The organism is Micromonospora sp. CPCC 205546 (assembly GCF_036902715.1).
Lineage (GTDB): Bacteria > Actinomycetota > Actinomycetes > Mycobacteriales > Micromonosporaceae > Micromonospora.
The window spans coordinates 1-22,327 of record NZ_JBAKHL010000062.1 but is presented as its reverse complement, the minus strand read 5'-3'; the positions used below and the strand labels follow the sequence as shown (position 1 = coordinate 22,327).

General features: G+C 73.3%; 19 protein-coding genes and 1 pseudogene. 10 read left to right on the top strand and 10 right to left on the bottom strand.

Features of this window, described 5'->3' with window-relative positions; all coding sequences use genetic code 11:
- The first annotated feature begins 98 nt into the window (after positions 1-98).
- Positions 99-1,073 (top strand): TAXI family TRAP transporter solute-binding subunit, encoded by a 975-nt coding sequence (locus V6U77_RS23865; protein WP_442934495.1) that lies wholly within the window; start codon positions 99-101, stop codon positions 1,071-1,073.
- A 218-nt stretch (positions 1,074-1,291) separates the two neighbouring features.
- Here V6U77_RS23865 and V6U77_RS23860 read toward each other — a convergent pair whose 3' ends face one another.
- Both V6U77_RS23860 and V6U77_RS23855 read right to left on the bottom strand, forming a co-directional pair.
- Positions 1,292-2,791, bottom strand: coding sequence for a sensor histidine kinase (locus V6U77_RS23860; RefSeq protein ID WP_334608866.1), 1,500 nt, complete (start codon positions 2,789-2,791; stop codon positions 1,292-1,294).
- Between the two features lie 9 nt (positions 2,792-2,800).
- Entirely contained in the window at positions 2,801-3,457 is a 657-nt protein-coding gene (locus V6U77_RS23855) for a response regulator transcription factor (protein WP_334608865.1), read from the bottom strand.
- 119 nt (positions 3,458-3,576) lie between these two features.
- Here V6U77_RS23855 and V6U77_RS23850 point away from each other — a divergent pair, with 119 nt between their 5' ends.
- Positions 3,577-3,915: a DUF952 domain-containing protein gene (locus V6U77_RS23850; RefSeq protein ID WP_334608864.1), complete on the top strand. Its 339-nt coding sequence runs from the start codon at positions 3,577-3,579 to the stop codon at positions 3,913-3,915.
- 161 nt (positions 3,916-4,076) lie between these two features.
- Positions 4,077-4,622 carry an acyltransferase gene (locus V6U77_RS23845; protein WP_334608863.1) on the top strand — a complete coding sequence of 182 codons (546 nt, stop codon included), beginning with the start codon at positions 4,077-4,079 and terminating at the stop codon, positions 4,620-4,622.
- Between the two features lie 64 nt (positions 4,623-4,686).
- Here V6U77_RS23845 and V6U77_RS23840 read toward each other — a convergent pair whose 3' ends face one another.
- On the bottom strand, positions 4,687-6,444 hold the full coding sequence (locus V6U77_RS23840; RefSeq protein WP_334608862.1) for a CDP-glycerol glycerophosphotransferase family protein: 1,758 nt from the start codon (positions 6,442-6,444) through the stop codon (positions 4,687-4,689).
- 422 nt (positions 6,445-6,866) lie between these two features.
- Between V6U77_RS23840 and V6U77_RS23835 the strand changes: the two genes are divergently transcribed.
- The gene (locus V6U77_RS23835; protein ID WP_334608861.1) at positions 6,867-8,951 is read left to right on the top strand and encodes a DUF6541 family protein; all 2,085 of its coding nucleotides are present in this window, start codon (positions 6,867-6,869) and stop codon (positions 8,949-8,951) included.
- Between the two features lie 82 nt (positions 8,952-9,033).
- Here V6U77_RS23835 and V6U77_RS23830 read toward each other — a convergent pair whose 3' ends face one another.
- Positions 9,034-9,999: a Gfo/Idh/MocA family protein gene (locus V6U77_RS23830; RefSeq protein WP_334608860.1), complete on the bottom strand. Its 966-nt coding sequence runs from the start codon at positions 9,997-9,999 to the stop codon at positions 9,034-9,036.
- Complete coding sequence (locus V6U77_RS23825) at positions 9,996-11,096, bottom strand: DegT/DnrJ/EryC1/StrS family aminotransferase (protein WP_334608859.1); 1,101 nt, start codon at positions 11,094-11,096, stop codon at positions 9,996-9,998. Before V6U77_RS23825 ends, V6U77_RS23830 begins: the two co-directional genes overlap by 4 nt.
- A gap of 205 nt (positions 11,097-11,301) precedes the next feature.
- Here V6U77_RS23825 and V6U77_RS23820 point away from each other — a divergent pair, with 205 nt between their 5' ends.
- On the top strand, positions 11,302-12,444 hold the full coding sequence (locus tag V6U77_RS23820) for a lysylphosphatidylglycerol synthase transmembrane domain-containing protein (RefSeq protein ID WP_334608858.1): 1,143 nt from the start codon (positions 11,302-11,304) through the stop codon (positions 12,442-12,444).
- 90 nt (positions 12,445-12,534) lie between these two features.
- On the opposite strand, the gene V6U77_RS23815 is transcribed toward V6U77_RS23820, so the two are convergent.
- Genes V6U77_RS23815 through V6U77_RS23800 form a run of 4 tightly spaced genes read right to left on the bottom strand, consistent with a single transcriptional unit; the run spans position 12,535 to position 16,297 of the window.
- Positions 12,535-13,722 carry a glycosyltransferase family 4 protein gene (locus V6U77_RS23815; RefSeq protein WP_334608857.1) on the bottom strand — a complete coding sequence of 396 codons (1,188 nt, stop codon included), beginning with the start codon at positions 13,720-13,722 and terminating at the stop codon, positions 12,535-12,537.
- Positions 13,723-13,735: 13 nt separating this feature from the next.
- Positions 13,736-14,203 (bottom strand): acyltransferase, encoded by a 468-nt coding sequence (locus V6U77_RS23810; protein ID WP_334608855.1) that lies wholly within the window; start codon positions 14,201-14,203, stop codon positions 13,736-13,738.
- Positions 14,200-15,132, bottom strand: a complete 933-nt coding sequence (locus V6U77_RS23805) for an NAD-dependent epimerase/dehydratase family protein (RefSeq protein WP_334608854.1) — start codon at positions 15,130-15,132, stop codon at positions 14,200-14,202. The genes V6U77_RS23810 and V6U77_RS23805 overlap by 4 nt, the downstream gene beginning before the upstream one ends.
- Before the next feature lie 25 nt (positions 15,133-15,157).
- Positions 15,158-16,297, bottom strand: a complete 1,140-nt coding sequence (locus tag V6U77_RS23800; protein ID WP_334608853.1) for a DegT/DnrJ/EryC1/StrS family aminotransferase — start codon at positions 16,295-16,297, stop codon at positions 15,158-15,160.
- 118 nt (positions 16,298-16,415) lie between these two features.
- Between V6U77_RS23800 and lhgO the strand changes: the two genes are divergently transcribed.
- Positions 16,416-17,612, top strand: a complete 1,197-nt coding sequence (gene lhgO / locus V6U77_RS23795; protein ID WP_334608852.1) for an L-2-hydroxyglutarate oxidase — start codon at positions 16,416-16,418, stop codon at positions 17,610-17,612.
- Positions 17,613-17,654: 42 nt separating this feature from the next.
- Here lhgO and V6U77_RS23790 read toward each other — a convergent pair whose 3' ends face one another.
- On the bottom strand, positions 17,655-18,248 hold the full coding sequence (locus V6U77_RS23790; protein ID WP_334608878.1) for a TetR/AcrR family transcriptional regulator: 594 nt from the start codon (positions 18,246-18,248) through the stop codon (positions 17,655-17,657).
- A gap of 205 nt (positions 18,249-18,453) precedes the next feature.
- On the opposite strand from V6U77_RS23790, the gene V6U77_RS23785 reads away from it, so the two are divergent.
- The 4 genes and pseudogenes from V6U77_RS23785 to V6U77_RS23770 all read left to right on the top strand — a co-directional run.
- Complete coding sequence (locus tag V6U77_RS23785; protein ID WP_334608851.1) at positions 18,454-19,350, top strand: ABC transporter permease; 897 nt, start codon at positions 18,454-18,456, stop codon at positions 19,348-19,350.
- Positions 19,343-20,161, top strand: coding sequence for an ABC transporter ATP-binding protein (locus V6U77_RS23780; protein WP_334608850.1), 819 nt, complete (start codon positions 19,343-19,345; stop codon positions 20,159-20,161). Before V6U77_RS23785 ends, V6U77_RS23780 begins: the two co-directional genes overlap by 8 nt.
- 138 nt (positions 20,162-20,299) lie before the next feature.
- Positions 20,300-21,802, top strand: a complete 1,503-nt coding sequence (locus V6U77_RS23775; protein ID WP_334608849.1) for a bifunctional cytidylyltransferase/SDR family oxidoreductase — start codon at positions 20,300-20,302, stop codon at positions 21,800-21,802.
- A gap of 36 nt (positions 21,803-21,838) precedes the next feature.
- Positions 21,839-22,327: pseudogene (locus V6U77_RS23770) on the top strand (CDP-glycerol glycerophosphotransferase family protein); the annotation flags it as partial.

The window sequence follows — 22,327 nt, the reverse complement described above, 5'->3', positions numbered from 1 at the left end:
CGACGCATCGACCGTGACCGTGCGTCCGCCGCGGTGCCCCGGCCCGGGCGGTGGGCGGTGGGTTGCGGCGACGGCCGGTACGGCGCAGAGTGCAGCCCGTGAGTCGCACCTGGTTGCGCCGTGTCCGCCCGCGCCCCGTCCACCCGCCGGCGCTGCCGGCGCTGCTGGCGCTCCTGCTGCTGGTGGCCTCGCCCGGGCTGGCCGGCTGCCAGGACGCCCCCGACCCACCGGTGCGGATCCGGATCGCGACCGGCAGCCCGACGGCGGTCTACCACGCCTTCGGGCAGTCGCTGGCCGCGGTCCTCAACCGGGAACTGCCGGACGTGCGGGCCAGCGTGGTGGTGACCGCCGCGTCGGCGGAGAACGTGCGGCTGGTCGGCGCCGGCGAGGCCGAGCTGGGTTTCACCCAGGCCGACGTGCTGCCGGCGGCGCCGGCGGCGCACCCGTCCGTGGTGGCGGTCGCCCGGGTCTACGACGACCTGCTGCACCTGGTCACCACCGCGGGCGGTCCCGTCCGTACCCTGGCCGATCTGCGCGGACGGCGGGTGTCCGTGGGCGCGCCCGGGTCCGGCACCGAGATCACCGCCGTCCGGGTGCTGGAGGTGGCGCGCCTGGGCGGCGACCGGGTACGCCAGGAGCGGCTCGGTCTCGACGACTCGGTCGCGGCGCTGCGGGCCGGCACGATCGACGCGTTCTTCTTCTCCGGCGGACTGCCGGTGCGGGCGGTGAAGCAGCTCACGGACGGTAGCGCGACCCGGATCGTCGACCTCGGCGAGTGGACCGGCCCGCTGCGCGAGAGCAATCCGGAGGTCTACGTCTCCCGGGACATCCCCCGCTCCGTGTACGGCACGGACCCGGTGACCACGGTGGCGAACCCGAACTTCCTGATCGTCCGGGCCGACCTGCCGGCGCCGCTGATCCGGGAGGTGACCCGGCTGCTGATGGAACGCCGTCAGGAGCTGGCCGCCGCGCATCCGGCGGCCGGCCGGATGAGTCCCCGGTCGGCCATCGCCACCGCCCCGCTGCCGCTGCACCCGGGCGCCGCCGACTGGTACCGCGCCGCCAAGCCCTGACCCGACGGCCCCGGCAACGACACCCGCGGCAAACGACGACACCCGCGGCAGCGACCGTGCCGGCGCCGCTGTCGAGCTGCCCCGTGGTGCAGGGCAGGCGGACGAGCGTGCCCCGCCCCGGCGGGCCCCAGCGCTCGGCCGGCCGCGCCCCGCGCACTTCTCCCGCTGGTCCGGCTGTTCCCGCTGGCCGACGGGCCCACGTCACGGACCGGCGACCCTCACCCGGCGACCACCGGGGGCGGCGCGGGAGAGTCGTCGCGGGCCGGCGCGTCGTGGTCGCCGGGCGCGGCACCGCCGCAACCGGCGGGAGCGGGAGCTGCGGCGTCGGCGGGAGCTGCGCCTGCGGCGTCGGCGGGAGCGGGGAACCAGAGGCCGGCGACCAGGCCGCACGGCTCGCCCCCACGCATGGTGAGCCGCCCGTCGGAGGCGTCGACCAGCACGGCGACGATGGTGAGGCCCAGCCCGGCTCCGTCGACGTTCTGCACCTCCGGCGCCCGCCAGAACCGCTCGGTCGCCTGGCCGAGCTGGCTCTCCGTCATGCCCGGGCCGGTGTCGCGGACCTCCAGCGCGATGCCGTCGTCGTGCCGCCGGACGGTCACCGTCACCTCACCACCGGCGTCGCTGAACTTGACCGCGTTGTCGATCAGCGCGTCCAGGGCCTGGTCGATGGCGGTCGGCACGGTCCGCGCGTACGCCGGGGCGTCCTGCGCCACCAGCGTGAGGGAGATCCGGTGGTGCCGCGCGAGGGGCTCCCAGGCGGCGACCCGGGACGCGGCGACGGCCGCCGCGTCGACGGTGACCCGCTGGTTCTCCCGCCGCTCGGCGCGGGCCAGGGTCAGCAGCGCGTCCAGCACCAGGGCCAGCCGGTCGGTCTCCTCCAGGGCCAGTTGGTGCTCGGCGCGCCCGTCGGCGTCGGTCAGGCTCGGCCCCAGCTCCTCCACCCGCAGCCGCAGCGCGGTCAACGGGTTGCGCAGCTGGTGGCTGGCGTGCGCGACGAACGCCCGCTGCCGGTCCATCACGTCGGAGACGACGTCGGCCATGTGGTTGAAGCTGGTCGCCAGGCGGCGCAGCTCCGGCGGGCCCTGCCGGTGCTGCACCCGCGCGCCACGGTCCCCCTCGGCGATCTCGTGGGTGACCGCGTCCAGCTCGGTCACCGGGCGCAACACCCAACCGGCCAGCCCGAACGCGGTCAGCACACAGGCCAGCACGGCGAGCAGGCCCGTTCCCGCCAGCGCCAGCCACCAGACGGTCACGGCCTGCCGGACGGGGTCGACCGGGGTGGCGATGACCACCGCCCCGAGCACCTCGCCGCCGTCGTTGATGGGCACCGCCACCACGATCGACCCGTCCACCCAGGGCCAGACCGAGTCCGGCCCGCTGGCCTGCTGGCCGGAGAGCGCCGTGTCCAGCGCCGCACGGGAACCCGGGGCGGGCCGCCAGCTCTCCGAGGCCGCCACCGTCCGGCGGTCCCGGTCGACCACCGCCGCGCCGATGCCGTAGAGGGCGTCGTAGCTGCGCAGCTCGTTGTCGAGCGGGCCGGGGGTGCCGCCCCGCAGGGCCGGCCCGGCCAGCGAGGCGAACCGGGTGGCGTCGGCGAGCCGGTCCGCGCGTACCCGGTCGGTCTCCCGGGTGGCCAGGGTGACCGCCAGCGGGGTCTCCAGAGCGATCAGCACCAGCACCATCAACAGCAGATAGCTGATCACCAACCGACGTCGCACGGCGTCCCCTCACTCGCCGCGAAGCCGGTAGCCGACCCCGCGTACGGTCTCCACCAGGCCGGGGTCGCCCAGCTTGCCGCGCAGCGATCCGACGTGCACCTCGACCGTGTGCCCGTCGCCCCAGGTCGTGCCCCAGGCGTCGAGCAGGATCCGTTCCCGGGCGACCGCCACGCCGGGCTGCCGGGCCAGGGAGAGCAGGACGTCGAACTCCTTGCGGGTCAGCGCCACCGGCCGGCCCCCGACGGTGACCGTGCGGGCGGCCACGTCGACGCGTACGGGTCCCACCTCGATCAGGCTGCGCTCCGGCACGGCGTGCGCCGCGCGGCGCAGCACCGCCTCGATGCGCGCCTGCAGCTCGGTCATGGAGAAGGGCTTGACCACGTAGTCGTCCGCGCCGAGCCGCAGGCCCAGCACGCGGTCGCGTTCCTCGCCCCGGGCGGTCACCGCGATGATGCCGAGCTGGCTGCTGCGCCGTCGCAACTCCCGGCACAGGTCGGTGCCGTCGCCGTCGGGCAGGGTCAGGTCCAGCAGCACCAGGTCGCAGGGGGCGGCGGAGAGGGCCGCGGCGACGGTCGCGGCGTGCTCCACCTCGTACCCCCGGCGGGTGAGCGCGGAGGAGAGCGCGGCGGCCACCCGACGGTCGTCCTCGACCAGCAGGATGCGCACCCGGGGCCCCCTTCGTCGGTGTGTCGACCCCGAATGGTGGCAGAAGTACGCCGGTGGCGGGAGGGCCGGTCCCACCCGGACCGGTCCCCGGCGGTGCCGGCCGCGCGTAGGCTGCCGACGTGATCTACAAGCTGCTCGCCACCGTCGAGTGGGACGACGCGCTGGCCGCCGGCCACTTCGACGGTACGGCGCTGGACCGCCAGTCCGGGTTCATCCACCTCTCGGGCGCCGACCAGGTGGTCGCGACGGCCCGGCGGTACTTCGCCGGTGCCACGGGGCTGACCGTGCTGGCGGTGGACCCGCAGCGGCTGGGTGACGCGCTGCGCTGGGAGCCGTCGCGCGACGGCGCGCTCTTCCCGCACCTGTACGGGCCGCTGCCGGTGTCGGCCGTGGTGTCCGCCGAGGCGCTGCCGGCGGACGTGCCGGCGGCCGACGCCGTGGCGGCGCTGCTCGCCTGAGCGGCTGGCTATGCTACGCCGAGCCCGTCTCCGCCCCGGCCGTGTTCCGCGCGCCGGGCGGGGCGGCGGATCCGCGCCGCGCGGCGGAGGCAGGCTGCGTGGCCGCCGACGCGCGGCACCGACGGCGCCCGGCACGCGCCCCGAACCGAACGAGTTGACACATGACTGACAGCAGTTCCACGCCCGCCTCGGTCTTCGTCCACCCGACCGCCGACGTCGAGGAGGGCGCCCGCGTCGGCGCCGGCACCAAGGTCTGGCACCTGGCCCACGTCCGGTCCTCGGCGCAGGTCGGCGCCGGCTGCGTCATCGGCCGCAACGTGTACGTCGACGCCGGCGTGACGGTCGGCGACCTGGTGAAGATCCAGAACAACGTGTCGGTCTACCAGGGCGTCACCATCGAGGACGAGGTCTTCGTCGGTCCGTGCGCGGTCTTCACCAACGACTTCCGGCCCCGGGCACAGAATCCGGACTGGACGATCACGCCGACCCTGGTCCGCCGGGGCGCGTCGATCGGCGCCAACGCCACCCTCGTCTGCGGCATCGAGGTCGGCGAGTACGCGATGATCGCGGCGGGTTCCGTGGTGACCCGGGACGTGGCGCCGTACCAGCTCGTCGCCGGCAACCCGGCGCGCCCGAAGGGCTGGGTCGACGAGCGCGGCGAGGTCGTCTCCCGCGACGTGGACAATCCGCCGCGGCCGCGGGACTGATCCCTCGACGCGCGACGGCGGTGGCCGGGTGCTCCCCTCCACCGCCGTCGCGCGTTCGGTCCGCTCAGCGGCAGAGCCGCCCGATCTCCTCCCGGAACCGCTCCATCGGGTTCTCCTCGGCCGGGCCGAGCAGGTAGGCCTTCAGCTCCCGCCGGGCGTCGGTCATCGGGTCGTCGCCGGCCCGCGTCACCGCCACGATCTTCTCCAGCTCCCCGCAGTCGCGGGAGAGCAGGTACGCGCCCCGCGAGGTCGGGTATTCGCGGCGGAACTCGTCCTCGGGCAGGCCACCCGGGTTGGCCACCACGTACGGCCGCTGGCTCTGCACGAAGTCGGAGACCACACTGGACACGTCGCTGATCAGCAGGTCGGTCTGGTTGAAGCAGTCGAACAGCGCCGGCGTCCGGCCGGTGACCACGAGGTGCCGCGTACCGTCCAGCGAGCTGGCGTTTGGGTCGCCGCCAGCGGCGCGGATCCGCTCCACGATCCGCTCGTGCACCGCCCTGGCCTCCTTGGCACGCGAGCCGGTCAGCGGGTGCGGCTTGTAGATCAGCCGGACGCCGGGCGTGCTGGCCAGCAGGCCCCGCACGATCCGCTCCCCCATCAGCACCAGCGAGGTGTGGTACGGGTCGTCGTCCAGCCACCCCTCCCAGGTCGGGGCGTACAGCACGGTGAACGGCCGGTCGACAGACTCCGCACCGAAGGTGTGCACGCCGGCGAGCTGCGGGCGGCCCACCTCGACGATGTCGGAGTCGAGCACACCGACGCCGGCGCGGGCGTACCGTTCCCGGCCGGCGAGCCCGGCGACCCACACCTCGTCGTACACCTTGCTGTACGGGTTGACGCTGGCCTGCTTGTCGCTGTCGCCGTGCCCGACGAAGACGTGCTTGATGCCCGGCTCGCGGAGCATGTGGATGTTCGCCCCGACGTTCGCCGCGTAGAGCGCCGCCCGCACGCTGCCCAGCTCCAGGTTCATGAAGTCGACCCCGGCCGGTACGCAGATCACCGGCAGCCGGGTGTCGGCGAGTTCGAGGAACGCGTCCTTGCTGCGCAGCAGCACCACCGCGCGCTGGTCGAGCGCCTCGATCGGGGCGAGCCACATGTTGGCCTGGTAGACGTCCTTCGCCGGACCGGCGAAGTAGAGGGCCACCTCGGGGCGGTGGCTGTCCAGCCAACGCTGCAGGGCCGGCAGCAGCGGGCCCTGGCCCATCCCCCGCCCACGCAGCCAGGTCAGCGCGACGAGCCCACCGACCAGCGCGGCGGCGACCACCGCCACCACCCCGGCCCCGAGCACCGGCGCGGGATTGTCGAGCACCGCCGCGAACACCGCGGCCGGCGCCAGCACCACGTTCACCAGGGCCAGCCGGTCACCGGCGAGCCAGGACGCCCACTCGGGCGGACGGGGCGCCCCGCGCATGGGGCCGAGTTCGATGTTGCGGACGAGCGCCGACTGGGGGTTGCGTCGGTCGATCATCGTGGCGAAGGCGCCGGCGAAGACCGAGATCAGCCACACCGCGGAGGGCAGCAGCAGGATCAGGCTGAGGTCCGCCGCGTCGGGGCGTACCGTCGCCACCACCAGCAGGACGACCGCGAGGTCGCGGGTGAGCTGGCGGTAGTCGCCGCGCAACCCGACCTTTTCCAGCAGCACGTGCGTGGCGGGCGACCAGCGGGCGAGCGCGTACTCGCCGGCGAGGGCGGCGAGCCCGGCGACGGAGAAGACACCGACCCAACCGAACAGGCCGGCGGCGAGCATCGCCAGGTAGGCCACCAACAGCAGCGCGCCGCGGGCGGCAACTCCCGCCGGTCCCATCAACTTGCCGAACAAGGACTAGCTCCCTAGAGGTCGACGACTGGCTCACCGGCTGTCGCCGGCGCCGTGACGGCACGAGTTCCCCGCTGCGGCGGCCGTCGGCGCCCGGACACCAGCGGTGCGCCCCGGGTCGCGGCCTGCCCCCCACCACGCCGGTGTGACCTTAACGCGAAGGAACGCACCGGTATCGCTCGGGTACCGGCACACCGGGACGATTCGCTACGACTGGGCGCCAGCCGGGGCCGGGACGGGACGATCGTGACGAAAGCGGCGTGACCGGCGGGATCCACGATGCCGGGCTCGCCGGCGAAGGGCGGGTGGGTCACGTTCCTATACTGGTCCGGCCGCTCGCCACCCGGCCGGCGCAGCCAGGCCGGAGGCTTCGCGCGCCATTCGTCGCGGGGATACTGCGTGTTCCGCTGGAAAGGATCCACGGTTTGACGACCCTGATCGCGTTCGCCGTCGCCGTCGTGCCCGGCGCGCTGCTCGGATTCGCGCTTCCTCCCGGCCGTTACCGGTGGGCGACCTGGGCCGCCGCCCCGGCCCTGACCCTTGGCCTGGTCACCCTCGCCATGACCTGGCTGCCCCGGCTCGGGCTCCCCGACGGTCCGCTGGCGGTGCTGGCCGCCGAGGTCCTCCTCGCCGGCCTCGCGGTGCTCGCCTCCCGCCTGGTGAGCCGCGGCCTGGTCGTCCGGGAGGCGACCGCCGGCGACGCCGACCGGCACGCCGACACCGACGAGTCCCGCACCGACCCGCCGACCGGGTGGCGGTCCGCGGCGGGCCGGTTGCGGCTGCCCGCGGTTCGCCCCGGGCGCGCGGACGTGATCGGCATCGCGGTGCCCGCCGCGGTCAGCGTCGCCTTCGGCTGGCTGATGCTGGGCCGGCTCATCGCCCCGCCCGGCTGGGACGCCATGAACCACGGCTTCCTCACCCGACGCATCATGGACGCCGACAGCGTGCTGATCTCCTCGGCCTGCACCACGGGCGCGACCGAGCCAGCGCTGTCCTGCTCCTTCTATCCGCTCGCGGCCAACGTGGCGTGGGCTCAGGCGGCGGAGCTCTCCGGCGGGCGGATCAGCACCGTGATGAGCGCCTGGTCGATCCTCGTCGGGCCGCTCGCGCTCGTCGCGGCCGTCTACGCCTGCGTCCGGGCGCTCGGCGGCCGACCCGTGGTCGCGGCCAGCGCCGCCGCCGCGCCGGCCGTGCTCGGTCCGATGTGGATGTCGGTGATCACGGGCCGGATCACCGAGCAGACCGCCCCCTGCATGGCCGGGGCGATCGCGCTCCTGATCGCGCTCTCCGCGCGCGGTGCCCACCCGGTCCGGCTGGGCCTGCTCGCCGGCCTCTGCGGCGCCGGGATCGTCATGACCCACACCTACGACGTGCTGTTCATCGCGGTCCTCGCCGTCGGCATGCTGCTGGCCCTACGCGGCCGCTGGGTGCTGCGCCGGGTCGCCGCGGCGGCCGGCGCGATGCTGCTGGCCGCCCTGGTGCCGCTGATCCCGCTGCTCGGCGTGCTGGCCGGTGCCAACGGCGAACGGCTGTCCAACCCGCCCGCCCTGCTCGGCCAGTACGACGAGGCGTTCGAGTACTGGGTGAGCGACCCGCAGCGGTACGTCCTGTTCGCCTACCCGGGGGTCGGCGGCGCCGACTTCCAGCTCGGCGAACCGACCATCCGGATCGCCCTCTGGCTGGTCATCCCCTGCCTGCTGCTCTCGGCGCTCTGCCTCGTGCTGCCCCGGCTGCGCTGGGCGCGGCCCTGGTTCGCGGCCGGCGTGATCTGGACCGCGATCGGCGTCTGGACCACCGCCTCCGACTCGACCGCCGCCATGACGCTCTCCAGCCTCTGGTACGGCGTCCGGGAGCGCGTCCGCTCCATGATCTTCCCGGTGTACGGGCTGCTGGCGGTGGCCGGAGCGGTGGTGCTGGGGATCGCGGTGCAGTGGCTGCTGGCCCGCGTCGCCCGGCGCGCCGAGTCGCTGCGCCGCTCCGACGTGCCCACCGCCGTCGCCGCGGCGGCACTGGTCGTGGTGCTGCTCGGCCTCGCCGCCGTGCCGGCGAGCTGGCAGCCGCTGCGGGGCGCGCTGAAGGGCCGGGCCCCGGTCGGCGACTCGTACGTGCGCACGTACGAGTGGCTGGCGGAGAACACGCCGCGAGGCGGCACGGTCGCCTACGACCGGCACCACGAGTTCATCAGCTGGTCGTACGCCGACTACGAGGTGCCGACGCTGTTCGGCATCCCGCCGCTGCCCGGGCTGCCGACGGAGAACTACGACCGGCGCTGGGACGCCTGGAACTGGCTGGTCGACAACGCCGACGCCCGGCCGGCCGGTTGTGAGGTGCGCCGGTTCAACATCTCCTACGTGGTGGTCGGGACGCGGAACATGCCCGGCGCCTGGGACAAGCACTACGAGCGCAAGCGGCTGGAGGCCAGCGACCGCATCGAGCTGGCCCAGAAGTTCGGTCGGATCAGGATCTACCAGGTCACCGAGGCCGGTCGGAGCTGCGCCGAAGGCGGCTGAGCCGGCGCGGGAGCGGGCCGGTCGACGGAACGGAAAGGGGCGGGGCGACCGTGGTCGCCCCGCCCCTTTCCGTCGGTGTCCGTCAGCGCCCGTTGTCGGCGAAGAGCCGGCCGACCACCCGGTGCGCGGGCAGGATGCGCTGCCGCTCCGCGTCCGCGTCGGCGGTGCCGGCGACGATGTCGACGAAGTGGTCGAGCTGGGCGGCGAGCGGCTCCCGGTTGGTGAGCAGCTCGGGCACCTCGATGATGGTCTGCTGCCGGTAGCCGCGCCCGTCCGGGGTGGCCGCGTCCGAGGAGACGTGCCGGTAGATGGTGACGTGCTTGCGGATCAGGTCCGCCTCGACCAGCCGGTCGACCTCGCTGATCACGAGCGTGCGGACCTTACGCTGCCCGATCCGGCTGGCCGAGACGTTGGCCAGCGCGCCGTTGCCGAAGCTGAGCACGGTCTCCGCCACGTCCTCGGCCTCGGTGAGCGAGTCCGGGTGGAAGTGCCCGAAGGTCCCCCGTACCGCCGCCGGCTCCTCCCCGCCGAACGCCTGGATCGCCAGGTCGACGTCGTGGATGAGCAGGTCCCAGGCGACCCCGGTGCGGATCCGCGGCGCGTACGGCGAGTGCCGGGTGGCGGTCAGGTGCACCGGGCGGTCGACCAGGGCCAGTGCGGTCAGCACCGCCGGGTTGAAGCGCTCCAGCAGCCCGCACAGCAGCGGCACGCCACGCTTCTCGGAGGCCGCGACGATCTCCTCGGTCTCGGCGAGGCTGCCGCAGACCGGCTTCTCGATCAGCAGCGGCTTCTCCGCGGCGAGCACCTGCCCGGCGAGGCCGTGGTGGAACTCGGTCGGCGCGGCGATCACCACGGCGTCGACGTCGGAGAGGTCGTCGGCGTCGGGGGCCCAGCCGGCGCCGTACCGTTCGGCGATCTGCTGGCCGACGGAACGCCGGGGCTCGATCACCCGGGCCAGCTCGGCCCGGTCGGACTGGGCGATCACGCGGGCGTGCAGCGAGCCCATCACCCCGGTGCCGACCAGGGCGAAACGCAACTTGGCGGTCACGCGCCCACCGCCGCCCGGACGGCCTCGACCACCTGGTCGAGGTCACTGTCGCTGAGGTGGTGGTGCACCGGCAGCGAGACGCACCGCCGCACGACGTCCTCGGCCACCGGCGCCGGGTCGGCGACGACCCGTGGGTGGTCCCGGTAGCAGTCGTAGTCGTAGACCGTCTTCGGGTAGTAGATGCCGCAGCCCACTCCGCGCTCGGTCAGCCGGGCGATCACCTCGTCCCGGCCCACCGGGGCCTCGTCGGTGACCAGCACGGTGTACTGGTGCCAGACGTGCGAGCGGCCCGGCAGCTCGGCCGGCAGGCGCAGCCCCGGGACGTCGGCCAGGCCGGCGGAGAGCCGGGCGGCGTTGTCCTTGCGGCGCTTGACGTTCTCGCCGTACGCGGCGATCTGCGGGATGCCGAGCGCGGCCTGCAGGTCGGTGAGCCGGTAGTTGTGCCCGGCCACCTCGTACTGGTAGCGCTGCCGCATGCCCTGGTTGCGCAGCACGCGCAGGCGGTCGGCGAGGCCCGCGTCGTTGGTGGTGATCATGCCGCCCTCACCGGTGGTGAGGTTCTTCGTGGCGTACAGGGAGAAGGTGCCGAGCCCGAAGCTGCCGGCGCCGCGGCCGGAGATCGTCGCGCCCAGGGACTGCGCGGTGTCCTCGACGAGGCCGAGGCCGTGCCGCTCGGCCAGTGGGGCGATGGCGTCCATGTCGGCGGGCTGGCCGTACAGGTGGACCGGCATGAGCACCCGGGTACGCGGACCGACGGCCGCGGAGAGCGCCTGGGGGTCGACGCAGAAGTCGTCCTCGCGGATGTCGGCGAACCGGGCCGTCGCGCCGGCCTCCAGGATCGCGTTCAGCGTGGCGACGAAGGTGAAGGGGCTGGTGACGACCTCGTCGCCCGGCTGGAGGTCGAGCACCTGGAGCGCGGCCACGAGCGCCGTGGTGCCGTTGTTGACGGCCACCGCGTGTTCGACGCCGACCAGATCGGCGAACTCGCGCTCCAGACGGGCCACCATCGGTCCCTGCGCGATGACGCCCGAACGGATCACCTCGACCGCCAACCGTTCGGCCGCCTCGTCCAGCTTGACGACGGAAATCGGGATCACAGGAGCTCTCCTTGGGATATGGGGCAGCGTTGCAGACCGTAGCAGCGCGGGAGTCGGGGGGCACATCTGGACCGTCGCGGCGAGAGCCGGCGCACGCCGGACTCGCCGCTCGGGCGGGTTCGTGGTAAACCCCCCGCTGCGCTAGTCTCGGCGAATTGTGCAGGCGACCCCGACGGGGTCCGGGCGACGCAGAGGCAGGACGGCCGTGGCAGAGACCGCGACGCAGGTCGAGACGGGGGCCGCACCGGCCGAGAACGCCGGTGCCGCGAAGGGACCGTCCCGGTGGCTCTCGCTGGGCGTACGCGTCGTGGTGATCGCGGCGATCGCGGCGGGCATGACCTGGAGCGTGGTGAGCCAGTGGCCGGACGTCCGGCAGACCTGGCTCGACCTCGCGTGGCCCTCGGTGGTGCTCGCCGTGCTGGCGGTGCTCGCCGGGATGTTCGCGAACTCGATGGCGTGGCGGGCCGCCGCGGCGGACCTGGAACACCGGGTGTCGGTCCCCGCCGCCCTGCGGATCTGCATGGTCGGGCAGCTCGGCAAGTACATCCCGGGCAGCGTGTGGGCGTACGTCCTGCAGATGGAGCTGGGCCGGCGCGCCGGCCTGCCGCGCGCGCGGGCCTTCCTGGCCACGCTGGTCGCGTTGGGCCTCGGCGTGGTCGCCGCGCTCGGCGTGGGCCTGCTCAGCCTCCCCTCGCTGCTGGACGCGACCGCCGAGACCGGCGCCGAGTACGCCGAGCCGGTGCGGGTCGCGCTCTACATCGTCGCCGTGCTCTTCCCGATCGCGCTGGTATGCGCGATCCCCGCCGTGCTCACCCGGCTGATCCAGTTCGTGCTCAAGGTGCTGCGTCGGCCGCCACTGCAGCACCGGCTGACGCTGCCCGGCGTGGCGCGCGTGGTCGGCTGGAGCGCCCTCGGCTACACCCTGTTCGGCGTGCACCTGTGGCTGCTGGCCAACGCCCAGGCCGCCCCCGGCCTCGGCGGCCTGCTGCGCAGCATCGGCTCGTTCGCCATCGCGATGACCGTCGGGATGTTCGCGTTCCTCTCCCCCTCCGGCCTCGGCGTGCGGGAGGCCGTGCTGGTGGCCACCATGGCGCCCTTCCTCGCGGACGCCGGCGGCCTGGGGGCGGCGACGGGGATCGCGCTGGCCTCGCGGCTGATCTTCACGGTGGCGGACCTGCTCGCCGCCGGCATCGCCGCCCTGTCGGGGGTGCGTCAGCTGCGCCGTCCGGGCGGGGCGCCCGACGTCGAGGCGACGCACGGGGAGCCCGCGGCGCCGGCCGCCGCCGAGCAGGTGCCCGCCCCGCGCCCGGCCGCCGAGCCCTCCCCCGCGCCGGCGACCACCCGCTGAGGCCGCCCAGCCGCGCGGGATCCGCATCGCATGTGACGTCGGTGCCCCCGACCAGTACTGGTCGGGGGCACCGGCGTCTTCGGCCTACGGTCAGCGGCGGCGGGTGGCCGCCATGTCCGTGAGCACCTCCAGGTGCCGGTGCAGCACCCGGTCGAGGCTGAACCGCTCCCGGATCAGCGCCTGGCCGTTGACCCCGATCTGCTTGGCCAGGGCCGGGTCGGTCAGCGCGGCGATCAGCCGCTCGGCCAGGCCCCGGACGTCGCCCGGGCGGCAGAGCAGCACGTTCTCGCCGTCGCGCAGCGAGATGCCGGGGAAGTTGTCGGCGCGCGCCGGCGCCACCACGGGCACCCCCGCCGCCATCGCCTCCAGGGTCGCCGTGCCGAGGCCGAGCCCCTGCTCGTGCGACTCCACCGTCGCGGCGGCCAGGTAGTCGGGGATCTCGCTCTTGGGCACCTTGCCCGCCGTGACGACGGCGTGCTCGACGCCGAGCGCGCGGGCCCGCTCGGCGAAGAGCCCGTAGTAGATCTGGCCGCAGACGAGCAGCTTCGCGTCCGGCACCCGGGCCAGCACCTCGGGCAGCGCCTCGACCAGGGCCACCCGGTCGCGCAGCGGGATCACGTGCCCGACGGAGAGGATGACCGGCGCGGTGCCCAGGTCGTGCCGTTCGCGGACCCGCTGGCCGTTGCCGCCGACCACCCAGTCGGGGTCGACCCCGACCGGGATCGGCACCAGGCCGGAGTGCGCGCCCCGGTAGCGGGACTCGATGTACTCCTGCATGAGCACGTCCATCACCACGAGCCGCGGCTTGGACCGCCACATGAACGGCTTGACCATGGTGGCGTCCAGCCCGCGGAACACCTTCGCGTAGCGGGCCTGCGGGTTCTCCAGCCGGGTGTGGATGGACAGCAGCGCCGGCACGCCGCGCTTGCGCGCGTAGAGGGCGGTCGCCCAGGTCAGGTCGAAGAACTGGCCGTGCTGGTGGATCACGTCCGGCCGGAACTCGTCGAGCAGCTTGCGGACCCGCCGCAGCAGCGTGGGCCGGCTGGTGAACGAGATGTCGAAGCTCACGGCCAGCCGGGTCTGCGGCAGCATCCACGCCGGCAGCCGGACGATCCGGAGGCCGTCGCGCTCCTCGACCTCCGGGGCGTCCTGGTAGGCCGCCGTGAGCACCAGCACGTCGTGCCCCTCGGCGGCGTAGCCCTTGGCGAGAGACTCGGACAGGTGCGAGCTTCCGCCCGCACGCGGCGGGAAGAAGTTGTTGACGACTGCGATACGCACGGGAGGGGTGCTCCTAGCTCTCCGCTACAGGGACGAACCGGACATCGCCGCCGTCCAACTCGACTGTGGAGACCACCCGGGCCGGGACCCCCGTCACGACCGCCCCCGGTGGCACGTCTCTGGTGACCACGGCCCCCGCGCCGACGACCGCGCCGTCGCCGATGGTCACGCCCATCATCACGGTCGCGTTCGCCCCGATGAACACCCGGTCGCCGATCACCACGGGCGCCCGGTCCACCGAAGCATAGGCACGCCCCGACACGCAACGCCGCGCGGTGGAGTGGGTGTAGATCTGCGCGCCGCAGCTGATGTCGCAGCCGGCGCCGATGGTCAACCCCCCGGAGCCGTCGATGACGGTGAACGCGCCGATCCACGTGCCCGCGCCGACGACCGGTTCGCCGATCACCCACGCGTGCGGGTTGTACGGGTTCGCCGGGAGCCCGTGCGACGACGGACCCCCGGCGGACGAGGGCTGGGTCACGCGACCTCGGTCTTGATGAGGTCGGTCATCCCGTCCTCGACGGCGATGGTCGACTCCCAGCCGAGCACCTCGCGGGCCCGGGTGACGTCGGCGGCGCGCCGGCTCACCAGCACCTCGCGCGGGTTGAACTGCGGCTGCACGTCCACGCCGACCGCCTTGATCAGGATCTCGGCGAGGGTGGCGATCGAGGTGTCGATGCCGGTGCCGATGTTGACCGGCACGTTGCCCTGCTCGGCCTCCATCGCGGCGACCACGGAGCGGGCGATGTCGTGCACGTGGATGAAGTCCATCGACTGCTCGCCCTTGCCGTCGATGACCGGCGGCTCGCCGTTCTTCAACCGCTTCACGAAGTGGTTGATCACGGACGTGTAGTAGGCGGTCGGCTTCTGGCCCGGGCCGTAGACGTTGAAGAACCGCAGCGCGATCCAGTTCAGGCCCTTGCTGCGCTGGTAGAAGCCGAGCAGGTCCTCACCGGCCCGCTTCGAGATGCAGTACGGGGTCAGCGGGTCGAGCCGGTCGTCCTCGTGCATCGGCAGCTTCTGCGGGTCGCCGTAGACCGAGGCCGACGACGCGAAGACCAGCCGCTTGACGCCGAGGTCGGCGGCGGCGGCGAAGACGTTGTGGTTGCCGACCATGTTGATGTCGATCGACTCGTGCGGGTCGGCCTGGCTCTTGTTGATCGAGACGGCGGCGAGGTGGATCACGTACTCGCAGCCCTTCATGGCCGCGTGCACGGCGCCGCCGTAGCGGACGTCCTGGTCGATCAGCTCGACGTCGCCGGTGGCCACCAGCTCCGCGACGCGGTCCCGGTCACCGCGGAACATGTTGTCGAAGATGCGGACGCGGTAGCCCTTCTCCAACAGCATCGGCACCACGTGCAGGCCGATGAAACCCGCGCCTCCGGTGATGAAGACGGTCTGCTTCGACATGGCGGAGCGTGTCCTTCCTGGGGGATCAGCGGCCGGAGGCCGCGGTGGTGACGACGTCGACCAGCGCGGCCGCGACGGTCTCGACCTGGTCGTCCGTGAGGTTGGCGTGCATCGGGATGGCCAGGTGCCGGGCGAACAGGTCCGCCGAGACCGGGCAGGGTGCGCTCTGGCCGTAGAGCGGCTGGACGTGCGAGGCGTACGTGCCGAACGTGCACTGCACGCCCCGCTGACGCAGCGCCAGCGCCACCGCGCCCCGGTCGACCGAGGGCGCGAGCGTGACGACGTACGACTGCCAGGGGTGCTCCCGGTCGGGCGCCTCGTAGGGGGTGGTGATCAGCTCGTGGTCCTTGAGCAGCTCGCCGTAGCGGGCGGCGGTGCGGCGCTTGGCGGCCAGCAGCTCCGGCAGCCGGTCGAGCTGGGCGAGCATGATCGCCGCGGAGATGTCGGAGAGCCGGTAGTTGTAGCCGAGCTCGGTGAAGGTCGGGATCGGCAGGTGCGACAGCTCGGCGCGGGTGAGCGCCCCCTCCACCCCGTACGTGTGCAGCTTGCGGGCGTGCGCGGCGAGGTCCTCGCGGTTGGTGACGTAGGCGCCGCCCTCGCCGGCGGTGATGCCCTTGCGGCCGTGGAAGCTGAAGGTGGCGACGTCGGCCAGGCTGCCGGCGGGCCGACCCTTGTAGGTGGCGCCGGCGGAGCAGGCGGCGTCCTCGACCAGGAACAGCCCGTGCCGGTCGGCGATCGCCCGCAGCTCGTCGTAGTCCGCCGGCTGCCCGAACGCGTCGACGGCGATGATGCCGACGGTACGGGGGGTGACGGCGGCCTCGACGGCGGCCGGGTCGACGGTCCAGGTGTCCGGTCGCACGTCGGCGAAGATCGGCGTGGCGCCGGTCCACAGCACCGAGTGCCCGGTGGCGGGGAAGGTGTAGTCACCGACGATCACCTCGTCGCCCGGCTTGACGCCCAGGGTGAGCAGCGCGAGGTGCAGGGCGGACCCGCAGTTGCTGGTGGCGAGCGCGTGCCCGGTGCCGGTGACGGCGGCGAAACGCTCCTCGAAACGGCGACAGGTGGGCCCGGAACCAGCGAGCCAGCCGGAGGCGAATACCTCGGCGATCGCGGCGAGCTCCGCCTCGCCGACCGTGGGCTGACCGAGCGCGATGACCTCAGACATGAGACTCCCAGAGAGATGGACCCGGAGCAGTCTAGGCCAACCGGGCGGATCTTCCGCGACTCGGGCGCGCCGGGTGGGCTTGGTTACCATCGGTCGCGGCGTCGGCAGGGGAGATGAGATGACCAGGTTCGTAGTGGTGGGTGGCGGCATCGTCGGGCTGGCGGTGGCGCACCGTCTGATGACCGACCGGCCCTCAGACCAGGTCACCGTGCTGGAGAAGGAGGCCGGTTGGGCGGCCCACCAGACGGGCCACAACTCGGGCGTGATCCACGCCGGCGTCTACTACAAGCCGGGCAGCCTGAAGGCGACCATGTGCCGGGCCGGCAGCGCCTCCATGGTCGAGTTCTGCGAGCGGCACGGGCTCGCGTACGACATCTGCGGGAAGCTGATCGTGGCGACCGACGCCGCGGAGCTGCCGCGGCTGCACGACCTGCACCAGCGCGCGCTGGCCAACGGCCTGCCGGTGCGGCTGATCGACGGCGCCGAGGCCGCCGAGCACGAGCCGCACGTGGCCGCCGTCGGCGCGCTGCACGTCGCCTCGACCGGCATCGTCGACTTCGGGGCGGTCTGCCGCAAGCTCGCCGAACTGCTCGCCGCGGGCGGGGCGGAGCTGCGGACCGAGACCGAGGTCACGTCCGTGGTCACCAGGCCGGAGGGCGTGGTGGTGGGCACCAGCCGGGGCGAGGTGGTCGCGGACGTCCTGATCAACTGCGCCGGCCTGCACGCCGACCGGATCTCCCGGCTGGCCGGCGTGCCCACGCCGGTGCGGATCGTGCCGTTCCGGGGCGAGTACTACGAGCTGGTGCCGCAGCGGCAGGGCCTGGTGCGGGGCCTCATCTATCCGGTGCCGGACCCACAGTTCCCGTTCCTCGGGGTGCACCTCACCAAGATGATCGACGGCAGCGTGCACGCCGGCCCGAACGCGGTGCTGGCGACCGCCCGGGAGGGCTACTCCTGGGGCCGGTTCAGCCCGCGCGACGTCTGGGACGAGCTGACCTACCGGGGACTGTGGGCGCTGGGCCGCCGGCACTACCGGTACGGGCTGACCGAGGTGACCCGGTCGCTGTCGAAGAAGCGGTTCGCGGCGAGCCTGGCCCGGCTGGTGCCCGAGCTGACCCCGGCGGACATCGTCCGGGCCGGCGCCGGCGTACGCGCGCAGGCGATCCTGCCCGACGGCGGCCTGGTGGACGACTTCCTCATCGTCGAGGCGGACCGGCAGGTGCACGTGCTCAACGCACCCTCCCCCGCGGCGACCAGCTCGCTGGAGATCGCCCGGCACATCGTCTCCCGGCTGCCGGTCGACGCTCCCCGCTGAGCCGGCGCCGGTCGGCCCGGCGCGGGGTCAGGCGGGTCGCGCCTACGCCACCGCGTCGCGGGGCCGGGGCACGCCGCCGCCCGCGCCGAGCCCGGTGGCCACCGCCTCCACCAACGTGCCGAGGTAGGCGTCGGTGAGCGGGGTCCGGGCGATCGCCAGCCGCCAGTAGAGTGGGCCGACGATCAGGTCGACGGCCGCTTCGGGGTCGGTGCCGGGCGGCAGTTCGCCGCGTTGCACGGCGCGGCCGATCAACCGGCCGCCGATCTCCTGCTGGCGGACGCGCAGCACCTTCTGCAGCGTCTGGTCGATGCTCGGGTTGCGCGCCGCCTCGGCGAGCAGGTCGGGGATGATCTGCGAGGCCAGCGGGTGCCGCAGCGCGTGCGCCACCGCCTGGAAGAGCAGTTCGAGGTCACCGCGCAGCGTCCCGGTGTCCAGCGCGGGGAGCTTCCCCGTGGCCGCCGCGGCGACGACCTCCAGCACCAGGTCGAGTTTCGAGTTCCAACGCCGGTAGATGGCGGTCTTGCTGACCCCGGCCCGCCGGGCCACCGCCTCGATGGAGAGCCGGCCGTAGCCGACCGCCGCGAGTTCCTGCATCAGCGCCCGGCGGATGGCCGTGGTGATGTCGTCGCGCAGCACCGCCGCGCCGGCCGGCGCCCGCCTCTTTCCGGTCGTCACCTGGAGCTCGTCTCGGCTGTCACGAGGAACAATGTAGCGCAACGACGGTACGGTTGCGTCCCGACGTGTTTCGGACTACTGTCCACGCAGCGGCGAGGCGGCGCTCCACGCTCGGTTCCATCGTCGCGCCTCACCCGTCGTCACGAAAGATCGGAGCGCCCATCCCATGGCCAACACCGCGCTGGCCGACCCGGACTCCGGCCTGTCCCAGGCGCAGCTGGCCGCCCGGTACGGGCTGCGGTTCGCCGGCGAACGGCCGTCCCTGGGCGAATACACCCGGCGACTCTGGCACTACCGGCACTTCATCGCCGCGTACGCCAACGCCAAGCTGGTCGCCTCGTTCAGCAACGCCCGGCTCGGGCAGCTGTGGCAGGTGCTCACCCCGCTGACCAACGCGGCGGTCTACTACCTCATCTTCGGCGTGGTGCTGAACCAGAACCGCGTCCCGAACTTCATCGCCTACCTCTGCACCGGGCTGTTCATCTTCAACTTCACCCAGACCGCCGTGCAGACCGGCACCCAGTCCATCACCAGCAACCTCGGCCTGATCCGGGCGCTGCACTTCCCCCGGGCCTGCCTACCGCTGGCCGTCACCGTCACCCAGTTCCAACAGCTGCTCGGGTCGATGGTGGTGCTCATCGCCATCGTGCTGGTGACCGGCGAGCCGATCACCCTGGCCTGGCTGCTGCTGGTGCCGGCGATCCTGCTCCAGACGGTCTTCAACGCCGGGCTCACCATGATGGTGGCCCGGATGGGCGCGAAGCTGGCCGACCTCAAGCAGGTCATGCCCTTCCTCATGCGCACCTGGATGTACGGCTCCGGGGTGCTCTACAGCGTGGCGCTCTTCGACGAGGAGCTGCCGGCGTGGGCCTCCCGGCTGGTCGAGTTCAACCCGGCGCTGGTCTACATCGAGCTGGCCCGGGTGGCGCTGCTGGAGCAGGCGCCGCTGCTCAACTCCTCCCTGCTGCAGCTCTGGCTGGCGGCGGCGGGCTGGGCGATCGTGATGGGCGTCGGGGGTTTCATCTACTTCTGGCGGGGCGAACAGGAGTACGGCCGTGGTTGAGCAGTTCGAGTCGTCCAACGACGTGACCGTGACGCTGCCCCGGATCCAGGAGCGGATCCCCACGGTGGTGGTGGACGACGCGCACGTGATCTACCGGGTGCACAAGGGCGCGGGCGGAGGCGGCGGCCCCGTCGGCGCGCTCAAGCGGATCGTCAGCCGCAGCTCGGCGCCGAACATCCGGGAGGTGCACGCGGTCAAGGGCGTCAGCTTCACCGCGTACCGGGGCGAGGCGATCGGGTTGATCGGCAGCAACGGCTCCGGCAAGTCGACCATGCTGCGGGCGATCGCCGGGCTGCTGCCGGTCAACCGGGGCGCGGTCTACACCCAGGGGCAGCCCTCGCTGCTCGGCGTCAACGCCGCCCTGCTCAACGACCTCTCCGGCGAGCGCAACGTCGTACTGGGCTGCCTGGCCATGGGGATGCCGCCGGACGAGGTGCACCGGCAGACCCCGGAGATCATCGAGTTCTCCGGGATCAACCAGCGGGGCGACTTCGCCTCGCTGCCGATGCGCACCTACTCCTCCGGCATGTCGGCGCGGCTGCGCTTCTCCATTGCGGCGGCCAAGAAGCACGACGTGCTGCTCATCGACGAGGCCCTCGCCACCGGCGACAAGGGCTTCCGCAAGCGCAGCGAGCAGCGGGTGCGGGAGCTGCGGGAGAGCGCCGGCACGGTCTTCCTCGTCAGCCACCAGCTCTCCTCGATCCGCGACACCTGCGAGCGGACGCTCTGGCTGGAATCGGGCGTCCTGCGCATGGACGGCCCGACCGACGAGGTGCTGCGGGCCTACGAGGACTTCGCCAACGGCAAGTAGCGTGCCGGCCGACGCCGGCATCGACACCGCGCCGGCCGCGTCGTCCCGTTGGGGCGACCCGGTCCGCGCGTTAAGGTTCATCCGGTCGCCGCGCGGGCGGAAGCTCTGTTCACCTTCCCCGAGAGTGAGGATTCGGCAATGACGCAGGACCACACCACTGGCCCGGACGCCACACCGGAGACCCCGGCGCCGTGGCGGCCCTCGCGGACGGTGGCGGTGGTGCTGGCCGGCGGCACCGGGACCCGGCTGGGTCTCGGCATCCCGAAGCAGCTGCTGAAGATCGCCGGTAAGCCGATCATCGAGCACACCCTGGCCGTCTTCGAGGCGGCGCCGGAGATCGACGAGATCATCGTGCTGATGGCCAGCGGCCACGTCGCCGACGCCCAGCAGATCGTCGACAAGGCCGGCTTCCGCAAGGTCACCAAGGTGATCGAGGGCGGCGACACCCGCAACGCCACCACCCGCATCGCGCTCGACGCCGTCGGCGAGGCCGACTGCAACATCCTCTTCCACGACGCGGTGCGGCCCCTGGTCAGCGGCCGGATCGTCCGGGAGTGCGTCAACGCCCTCTGGACGTACGCGGCGGTCGACGTGGCCATCCCGTCGGCCGACACGATCGTCCAGGTCGACGAGGACGACTGCATCACCGACATCCCGGTGCGCTCCTCGCTGCGCCGGGGCCAGACCCCGCAGGCCTTCCGCTCGGGCACCATCCGCGAGGCCTACCGGCGCGCCGAGGGCGACCCGCACTTCGCCGCCACCGACGACTGCGGGGTGGTGCTGCGCTACCTGCCCGGCACGCCGATCAAGGTCATCGACGGCTCGGACGAGAACATCAAGGTCACCCACCCGGTCGACGTGCACCTGGCGGACAAGCTCTTCCAGCTCGCCGCCGCGCAGGCTCCCCGGGTCACCGACGAGCGCAGCTACACCGAGGAGCTGACCGGCCGGACCATCGTGGTCTTCGGCGGCAGCTACGGCATCGGCCACGACCTGGCCGAGCTGGCCCGCCGCTACGGCGCGCAGGTCTTCCCGTTCAGCCGCTCCAGCACCGGCACCCACGTGGAGCGCGCCGAGGACGTCGAGGCCGCGCTGAAGACCGCCTTCGAGGCCACCGGCCGCATCGACCACGTGGTGGTCACCGCCGGCATCCTGGAGAAGGGCGCGCTCGCCGAGATGGACCAGGAGACCATGGACCGGGTGCTCCAGGTCAACTTCGTGGGGCCGGTCATCGTGGCCCGCCAGTCGCTGCCCTACCTCCAGCAGACCAAGGGCCAGCTGCTGCTCTACACCTCCAGCTCCTACACGCGGGGCCGGGCCCGCTACGCGCTCTACTCCTCCACCAAGGCGGCCCTGGTCAACCTCACCCAGGCGCTGTCGGACGAGTGGGCGGAGTTCGGCGTACGGGTCAACTGCGTCAACCCCGAGCGGACCGCGACCCCGATGCGCACCAAGGCGTTCGGCGAGGAGCCGGAGCACACGCTGCTCGCCGCGGAGACCGTCGCCCAAGCCTCGCTGGACGTGCTCGTCTCGGAGCTGACCGGCCAGGTCATCGACGTACGCCGCGCACCGGGCGAGGCACCTGTCCCGTCGGTGCCGGGGCAGGTCGTGCGGGACGCCAGCCCGGCCAGCGCCGGCTGACGCGGGTCTCGGGCCACGGCGGGGAACGGAGCCGACATGCGTGGTGACCTGGTTCGCAAGCTGCTCGCCCGCGCGCTGGCCACCGGCCTCGCGGTGCTGGCCTTCCTCGTCGTCGCGCTGACCGGCGCGACGGGCTGGGGGTTGGGACTGGCCGTGGCCGCCCTCGCGGCGGCCACCTGGGAGCGGCGGGTGCGGTCCGGCGCCGACAACGCCGCCGAGACCGCACTGGTCGCGGCGGCGATCCTGGTCGGATACGCCCGCCGCCTCGACGCGGGGTTCGATCCCGCGCTGGCCGCGACCGCGCTGGTCCTGCTGGGGCTGGTGCTGCTGGTCAATCCGCTCCGCGACGCCGGTGGCCTGGAGGTGCGCGCCGCGAACCTGCCGGTGCGCACCTGGACGCCGCTGGTCGCCGCCCGCCTCGGCGACGCGCTGGCGGGGCTGCTCGCCCTGCTGGCGCTGGCCGCCGTCGCGGGCCTGCCGGCCGGCGTCGCGCTGGCCGCGGTCGCCGTGGTCGCCGCCGGCGCC